Below are 8,338 nucleotides of genomic sequence, written 5' to 3' on the forward strand. Positions count from 1 at the left end.
CTCCGGCTTGCGTGCTGCCGACGATGGCCTGCCGGCGTCCGTGCCTCCGGCTTGCGTGCTGCCGACGACGGACGCCGGCGTCCGGGCCTTCGGCTCACCCGCCGCGGACGAGCGCCGCTGACGTCCGTCCGCCCCCCGGCCCACGCGGCCGCCGACGCTCCCGCTCATCCGCCGCCGGCCTCCACCCGAGGCGGACGCACCTCGCCGCCGCCGTCCTCGCGGGCCAGGCGGTGGGGCCACCACACCTTCGGGCCCACGTCCAGGAACAGCGAGGTGACCAGCACCGAGCGCACGACGAAGGTGTCCAGCAGCACGCCCAGGGCGACCGCGAAGCCGATCTCGGCGAAGGCGACCATGGGCAGGGTGCCGAGCGCCGCGAAGGTGCCCGCGAGGACCAGGCCCGCCGAGGTGATGACCGCGCCGGTGGTGGCCAGACCGGTGACCACGCCCTCCCGGGTGCCCTGCCGGGCGGCCTCCTCGCGGATGCGCGTGGTCAGGAAGATGTTGTAGTCGATGCCGAGGGCCACCAGGAACACGAAGACGAACAGCGGGAAGTCGGTCGACTCGCCCGCGTAGTCGAACACGTACCGGAAGGCCAGCGCGCTCAGCCCGAGCGCCGCCGTGAACGACAGGATCACCGTCGCGATCAGCAGCAGCGGAGCGATCAGGGCGCGCAGCAGGCTGCACAGGATCAGCAGCACGACCACCAGGACCAACGGGATGATCACGACGTTGTCGCGGGTGGTCGCCGCCTCCATGTCGAGCAGCGCCGCCGTGCCGCCGCCCACCTTGGCGTCGGCGCCCGGCACCGCGTGCACGGCGTCCCGGACCCGTTCGACCGTCTCCTTCGCCGCCTCGCTGTCCGACGGCGCGGTCATGGTCGCCTCGAACAGCACCTTGCCCTCGAACGAGGGTTTCGCGCCCGGCGGCAGCCCCAGCGACTGCGGGACGACGCCCTCCGTCGCGGCCACCGCGCGGCCCACCTGCTCGGCCTGGGCCTGGTTGCTGACGATCACCAGCGGATCGCCGCTGCCGGCCGGGAAGTAGCGCGCGGAGACCCGCTGACCGGTGATCGAGTCCGGGGTGTCGGTGAAGGAGTCCGCGTTGCTGATGCCCTCCGCGCGGAGCTGCACCAGCCCCAGCGAGCAGATCGCCAGCACCACCGCGGTGACGGCCCAGACCATGCGCGGGCGCTGGGCGATGCGGCGGCCCATCCGGGCCCACACGCCCCGCTCGGTCGGGTCCGGGTCGCCGTTGTGCGGGATCACCGGCCAGAACATCCACCGGCCGAAGATCACCAGCAGGGCCGGGAACAGCGACAGCATCGCCAGCAGGGCGACGGCCACACCGATCGCGGCGACCGGTCCCAGACCGCTCGTGGAGTTCATCTCCGCCGCCAGCAGCACCAGCATGCTCAGCACCACGGTGGCGCCGGAGGCGATCACCGCCGGACCCGCCCGGTGCAGGGCCAGCGCCATCGCCTCGTGCCGGTCCTCGTGGCGGCGCAGCTCCTCCCGGTAGCGGGCGACCAGCAGCAGCCCGTAGTCGGTGCCGGCGCCGAACACCAGCACGGTGAGGATGCCGGCGCTCTGCCCGTTGACCGTCAGGCCCCCGTACTCCGCCAGGAAGTAGATCAGCGCCTGCGCCGTGAACAGCGCTGAGATCACCGACACCAGCGGCACCAGCAGCAGGGCCGGGCTGCGGTAGGTGATGAGCAGCATGACGATGACGACGCCCATCGCCGCGAACAGCAGGGTGGAGTCGATGCCCTCGAAGGCCTCGGAGAAGTCCGCGGAGGTGCCGCCCGGGCCCGTCACATGGACGGCGAGCCCGCCGGTGCTGGAGCCCACCTCCTCCCGGATGGAGTCGACGGCGGGCGCGATCCGCTCCCAGCCCTTCTCGTCCATGGTGATCGGCACGAAGACCTGCGCCGCCCGCGGATCGGTCTGCCGGTCGAACACCGGGCCGCGCGTCTGGTCGCCGATGATCCCGTGCGCGCGCAGCTCCTTCAGATGCGTCACGTCCTCGGCGATCCGCTCCCGGTCCGCCGCGGTCAGCCCGCTGTCCCGCGCGTAGATCACGATCGCGGGGATCTGCTCGGGCCGGAAGTCCTCGGAGATCTCCAGCACCTGCGTCGACTCGGCCGACCCGGGCAGCCAGGAGGCCGCGTCGTTGTCCTGCGCGTCGGTCAGCTTCTGGGCGAACGGCGCCATCACGAACAGCACCACCACCCAGAACCCCAGCACCAGCCACTTCGTCCGCCGCCCGCACACCAGGTGGCCGACACCCCGGCTCGCTGTCATCGCCACCTCCGCGGCAACGCCGAGTGCGGGGCGCGGGGAACTGCGCGACGCGCCCCGGCCGGCCCCGGGGGATGTACGCCTGGGCCGACGCCCCACCGTCCCCGCCCGGGACCCCCGCACGCAACCCCCCGGGCGCATGGCACGCTTGAGGCATGCCCGTGCAGATCAACCCCAGCATCCTGTCCGCCGACTTCGCCAACCTCGCCGCCGAGGCGGAGGCGGTGCGAGGGGCCGACTGGCTCCACGTCGACGTCATGGACAACCATTTCGTCCCCAACCTCACCCTCGGCGTACCGGTCGTGGAATCGCTCGCCCGGGCGACGGACACTCCGCTGGACTGCCATCTGATGATCGAGGCCCCCGATCGGTGGGCACCCCAGTACGTCGAGGCGGGGGCCGGGTCCGTCACCTTCCACGTCGAGGCCGCCGCCGCGCCGGTCCGGCTCGCCCGGGAGATCCGGGCCAAGGGCGCCCGCGCCTCCATGGCGCTGAAGCCGGCCACGCCCGTCGAGCCGTACGAGGACCTGCTCCCCGAGCTCGACATGCTGCTGGTCATGACCGTCGAGCCGGGCTTCGGGGGACAGGCCTTTCTCGACATCATGCTTCCCAAGATTCGCCGCACCCGCGAGTTGATCAACAAGCACGGGCTGGAGCTGTGGCTCCAGGTCGACGGCGGGGTGTCGGCGTCCACCATCGAGCAGTGCGCCGACGCCGGCGCCGATGTCTTCGTCGCGGGCAGCGCCGTGTACGGCGCGTCGGACCCGGCCGAGGCGGTACGTGCACTGCGCAATCAGGCCGAGGCCGCCACCGCCAAGGCGTCCTGGGCATGCGGCCACTAGAGCCTGTCGTTCGGATCAGCCCGCGGACGCGGGGTCCGGCACGCGCATCTGCGGCGTTGTCGTCGGTTGCCGATGCTCCGCATCGGCGCCCTCCTCCGCCTTGCAGCTGCACGCACCAGACCCCGCTCACCGGTGCTGACATGGGCCCACGATGTCCCCCAGGCTGATCCAAACGAAAGGCCCTAGCCAGGGCGCCTGAGCGTCGGGAACGTGAACGGCTCCCAGCAGGGCTGATCAAGCGCGCCGGATCTGCAAGGATGAACGGCGAATCCAGAGTGTGAACAGCAGTGAGGAGATCGCCGTGTCGGGTATGTCGGCGGGCCGGTCAGCCATGCGGATGGGACCCGCTGAGCTGGTGCAGGCGGCGGCCATGGCCCGCCGCTTCTACCTCGAGGGCAAGTCCAAGATCCAGATCGCCGAGGAGTTCGGCGTCAGCCGGTTCAAGGTGGCCCGGGTCCTGGAGACCGCCCTCGAACGGGATCTCGTACGGATCGAGATCCGTGTGCCGGCCGAACTGGACGCCGAGCGCTCCGACGCGCTCCGCGCCCGCTACGGCCTCAGGCACGCCGTCGTGGTCGAGTCCCCGGCCGAGGCCGAGGAGACACCCGACCCCGAGAACCTGGGAGAGGTGGCCGCCGACCTGCTCGGCGAGCTGGTCAACGAAGGGGATGTGCTGGGTCTGGCCTGGGGCCGGTCCACCATCCACATGGCGGCGGCCCTGGACCGCCTGCCGCCGTGCACGGTGGTGCAGCTGACGGGCGTGTACGACGCCGGGACGGCCGAGCGCGGCTCGGTGGAGGCGGTACGTCGCGCGGCGCAGGTCTCGGGCGGCGACGCGCACCCCATCTATGCGCCGATGCTGCTGCCGGACGCGGCCACCGCGGCGGCGCTGCGCAATCAGACGGGGATCGCGCGGGCCTTCGAGTACTTCGACAAGGTCACCGTCGCCTGTGTCTCCATCGGGTCCTGGGAGCCGGGCATCTCCACCGTGCACGACATGCTCAGCGACGAGGAGCGGGCCCACTACGCCTCCCTCGGGGTCGCCGCCGAGATGTCCGCGCACCTCTTCGACGCGGAGGGGCGCCGGGTCGGCCGGGATCTGCAGGAGCGGTGCATCACGGTCAAGGCCGACCAGCTCCGCCGCATCCCGGAGGTCGTGGCGATCGCGGGCGGCCAGCGCAAGGGGCCCGCGATCGACGCGGTGCTGCGCTCGGGGCTGGTCACCAGCCTGGTGACGGACACCTCGGCCGCCGACTACCTGATGACCACCGGTGCGCCGCCCAAGCCGGCGCTCAACCGGGCCGACCCGGACGGGATCTGACAACGCTCGTGCGGCACCGGCAGGCGGAGAGGGGCAGGGCGTGACTCGGGACCCGGCGGGGCGGACCGTCATCACCCTCGACCTCGGAGGGGTGACGGACAAGGCGGGCCTGATGGACCGCTGCGCCGAGACGCTCCCGCCTGCCCGACTGGTTCGGACGCAACTGGGACGCCCTCGCCGACTCCCTGGCCGACCGCACGGTGTGGCCCGCGGAGGCGCTGGATCGGGGCCTGCTGCTCGTCGTGCGCGGCTGGCGGGAGCGGGAGTACGCCGAAGCGCACCCCGACGAGTGGCAGGTGGCCGAGGAAATCTTCGCCGAGGCCACGGACCGCACCGCCGGCCTCTTCATCACGCTGGGCCCCGGCTGACCCGCACCCCGCGATTCGCCGGACCCCATGTCAGGCCGCCCCGGCAGCTGCTCGCCGCCGGTGGGTCGGCGGCCATGCCCGCGCGGCTCGTCCAGCGGGCCTTCACCCCCGGCCCGGCGGCCGCGCCCGCTCGGCTCGTCGGGGGCGGGTCACCGTCGTTCCGGCGGACGCCCCCGCGGTTCGTCCCGGTTCGCCGCTGGTGGCCGGGCGGCACGCCCGCTTGGGCCGTTCCGCGGCTTGTCGCGCGCGGCCCGCACGTCGGCTCCGTCCGGCCCTTGGGTCCCCGCGGTGCGGCGGACGCGCCACCTTGGCGCATTCCGTGGCCCGTCACCGTCGTCCTGGTCAGGCGCCTGCACGGTTCATTCAGCGGCTTGCGCACGTGGTTCGGTGGACGCGTCGGCCAAGCCCGTTCCGTGGATTGTCACCGTCGTCCCGGCGGGCGAACGCCTGCGCGGGTCCGTCTTCGCGGGGCGTCGCCCACGAACCAGCGACCGACCCGCAGGCTCGCACCGGTCGGCCCGCGCCTGGCTCGCCGCACCCAGCCCAGGCGGGGCGGGCCACCCGGCCCGGCAGGGGCCGTGCCGGCCCCCGGAACAGGGCGTCTGGACGTTTCTCCAAGGAGGGGCTGACCTGCTCGGACGATTCGCCCGGGGCTGTTGGGGGGTGCCCCATGGGAGAATGAAGTACGTGCTCTTTCCTCCCCCTGGCTGACCTGCCCGGGGGCCGCCTCTGATCGACTGGGATGTGCAGCACGTGCGTTTCCTCAATGACATCCAGCCCCCGTACGACCTGACGTACGACGACGTCTTCATGGTGCCGAAGCGCTCCGCGGTCGGTTCCCGGCAGGGCGTGGACCTCAGGTCCCCGGACGGCACGGGCACCACCATCCCGCTCGTGGTCGCCAACATGACCGCCATCGCCGGCCGCCGCATGGCCGAGACGGTGGCCCGGCGCGGCGGCCTGGTGGTCATCCCGCAGGACATCCCGATCGAGGTCGTCACCGAGGTGGTGGCCTGGGTCAAGAGCCGCCATCTGGTGCTCGACACGCCGATCGTGCTGGCCCCCCACCAGACCGTCGCCGACGCTCTCGCCCTGCTGCCCAAGCGTGCGCACAACGCCGGCGTGGTGGTGGACGACAACCACCGGCCGGTCGGCGTGGTCACCGACCGGGACCTCACCGGCGTGGACCGCTTCACGCAGCTCAGCGAGGTCATGTCCCGCGACCTGCTGCTCATCGACGCCGGCATGGACCCGCGCGAGGCGTTCAACACCCTCGACGGCGCCAACCGGCGCTACGCCCCCGCCGTGGACGCGAGCGGCCGTCTGGCGGGCATCCTGACCCGCAAGGGCGCCCTGCGCGCCACCCTGTACACGCCGGCCACCGATGCGCAGGGCCGGCTCCGCATCGCCGCCGCCGTCGGGATCAACGGCGACGTGGCGGGCAAGGCCAGGCAGCTGCTGGAGGCCGGCGTCGACACGCTCGTCATCGACACCGCGCACGGCCACCAGGAGACGATGATCAACGCGCTCAAGCTGGTCCGCGACCTCGACCCGCAGGTCCCGGTCGTCGCCGGGAACGTGGTCGCCGCCGCGGGCGTGCGCGACCTGATCGAGGCGGGCGCGGACATCGTCAAGGTCGGTGTGGGCCCCGGCGCCATGTGCACCACCCGCATGATGACCGGCGTCGGCCGGCCCCAGTTCTCCGCGGTGCTGGAGTGCGCCGCCGAGGCGAAGAAGTACGGCAAGCACGTGTGGGCCGACGGCGGCGTCCGGCACCCGCGCGACGTGGCGATGGCGCTCGCGGCCGGTGCGTCCAACGTGATGATCGGCTCCTGGTTCGCCGGGACCTACGAGTCCCCGGGCGACCTCCAGCACGACGCCGACGGCCGTCCGTACAAGGAGTCCTTCGGCATGGCCTCCGCGCGCGCCGTGCGCAACCGCACCTCGGACGAGTCGGCCTACGAGCGCGCCCGCAAGGCGCTGTTCGAGGAGGGCATCTCGACCTCCCGGATGTTCCTCGACCCGGAGCGTCCGGGTGTGGAGGACCTGATCGACTCGATCATCGCGGGCGTCCGCTCCGCCTGCACCTACGCCGGTGCCGCGACCCTGGAGGAGTTCGCCGAGAAGGCGGTCGTCGGCATCCAGAGCGCCGCCGGCTACGCCGAGGGCAAGCCGCTGCACGCCAGCTGGAACTGATCACCGACGCGCCCTTTCGAGGCCCTCGGCGCCCCATGCAGGCGGGGAGGCCGGGGGCCTTCGCCATACGGCGCGAAAACCCTGGTCCGGGGGCCTGCGTGCAATGGTCGAAAGCTCCTGTGCAACGAAATTCCGGCCTGCCCCGAGGAACGCAATGATCTTGCGGGGGGTTGCAAGGTTGCTGCATTTCAGGAGCAACGCCCTAGGTGCAATACCGGTGATTTAGGTCGTTTTCCGGCTGGTCGAGGTGGCTCTGGTTGGCCCGACCAGCCGGACCGTCGGGGGGTGTGGCCGTGGTGGGCTGTGGTGCTCGGCTCGTTTGAGGGCCCAGTTGGACATCTTGCGTTTGATCACACGCGGGTTGGAGCGCAACCGCCGTGCGGGCAGCAGCCGTTCGGTGATCTCACGCAGGCTCTGGGTGATGGACCGGGCCAGTCGCGAGGGGGGAAAGCGCCGCCTGCCCGGTGACGTGGCGGCGGACGACGCGAAGGGTGCGGGTGAAGGAGATCCGGTCGGGATCGTGCCCGGCCTTGAGGGCAGCCTGGTGCATCAGGTCCCGCAGCGCGTGGTGGACCAGCAGAAACGCGAAGATCTCCTGTTCGACGCCGCGTGGGTGCTGGGAACGCAGCACCAGCCCCGGGACGCCCTGGTGGTTCTTGATCTCGTCCAGGGTGCTCTCGATCTCCCACCGCTGGGCATATTGGGCGGCAAGCTCCTCGGCCGGTGCCTGCTCGGGGTCGAGGATGGTGGTGATCAGCCGGTAGACGGTGCCGTCACCGCCGCGTGGGCCGAGGGTGTACTCGATCACCCGCACCCGCTCGGGGTCCGCGCGCCGGTAGTGGTCCCGCGCGGCGACGATCTCCGACAGGTAGGAGCCGTCGGCGAGGGTCTCCAGGACCGGCAGCACCACGGTGCTGCGGACCCGCCACAGCAGGTCCGCGCCGCCCGCCTTCGCCGCCCGCCACAGGTCGAGACCGCAAAAGCCCCGGTCGGCGAGCACAAGCATGCCCTTCGTCAGCGCGGGGAACAGCCGCTGGGCCAGAGCGGTCTCGTGGACCTTGAGTGGTCCGACCTCGGCCGCGAACACGGCATGGGTGCCGCACTCGGCCAAGGCCGCCACCCTCGCCTGCGGATACGCACTGCGGCCCTGCCCACGACTGGTACCGGGACGCCCGAAGCACTGGGCGTTCGCCGCGGTGTCCGGAACATCGAAGACCGTGCCGTCGACCGCGACCAGCCGCCACCGCCGATACCAGGCACCCTGCGTCCGCGCGACCGCCACCGGCCGGCACACCCGGGCGAACAGGGCCC

The 8,338-nt window shown here is 72.2% G+C and carries 5 protein-coding genes and 1 pseudogene; 4 read left to right on the forward strand and 2 right to left on the reverse strand.

The genetic code is table 11. The features are described from left to right. Nucleotides 1–164: 164 nt before the first annotated feature. Complete coding sequence (locus ABD198_RS30060; protein ID WP_344007817.1) at nt 165–2,303, reverse strand: MMPL family transporter; 2,139 nt, start codon at nt 2,301–2,303, stop codon at nt 165–167. Nucleotides 2,304–2,455: 152 nt separating this feature from the next. On the opposite strand from ABD198_RS30060, the gene rpe reads away from it, so the two are divergent. The 4 genes and pseudogenes from rpe (at nt 2,456) to ABD198_RS30080 (ending at nt 7,027) form a co-directional block, all read left to right on the forward strand. Beyond that, nucleotides 2,456–3,142 carry a ribulose-phosphate 3-epimerase gene (gene rpe, locus ABD198_RS30065; RefSeq protein WP_344007819.1) on the forward strand — a complete coding sequence of 229 codons (687 nt, stop codon included), beginning with the start codon at nt 2,456–2,458 and terminating at the stop codon, nt 3,140–3,142. A gap of 277 nt (nt 3,143–3,419) precedes the next feature. Further along, complete coding sequence (locus tag ABD198_RS30070; RefSeq protein ID WP_344007821.1) at nt 3,420–4,463, forward strand: sugar-binding transcriptional regulator; 1,044 nt, start codon at nt 3,420–3,422, stop codon at nt 4,461–4,463. 40 nt (nt 4,464–4,503) lie between these two features. Beyond that, a pseudogene (locus ABD198_RS30075) lies at nt 4,504–4,831 on the forward strand (barstar family protein). 753 nt (nt 4,832–5,584) lie between these two features. Further along, nucleotides 5,585–7,027 carry a GuaB1 family IMP dehydrogenase-related protein gene (locus ABD198_RS30080; RefSeq protein WP_344007823.1) on the forward strand — a complete coding sequence of 481 codons (1,443 nt, stop codon included), beginning with the start codon at nt 5,585–5,587 and terminating at the stop codon, nt 7,025–7,027. 403 nt (nt 7,028–7,430) lie between these two features. On the opposite strand, the gene ABD198_RS30085 is transcribed toward ABD198_RS30080, so the two are convergent. Next, on the reverse strand, nt 7,431–8,338 hold a 908-nt coding region (locus ABD198_RS30085; RefSeq protein WP_344007825.1), incomplete at its 5' end, for an IS4 family transposase.

Origin of the sequence: Streptomyces thermocarboxydovorans (genome assembly GCF_039524635.1) — a bacterium.
Classification (GTDB): Bacteria; Actinomycetota; Actinomycetes; order Streptomycetales; family Streptomycetaceae; genus Streptomyces; species Streptomyces thermocarboxydovorans.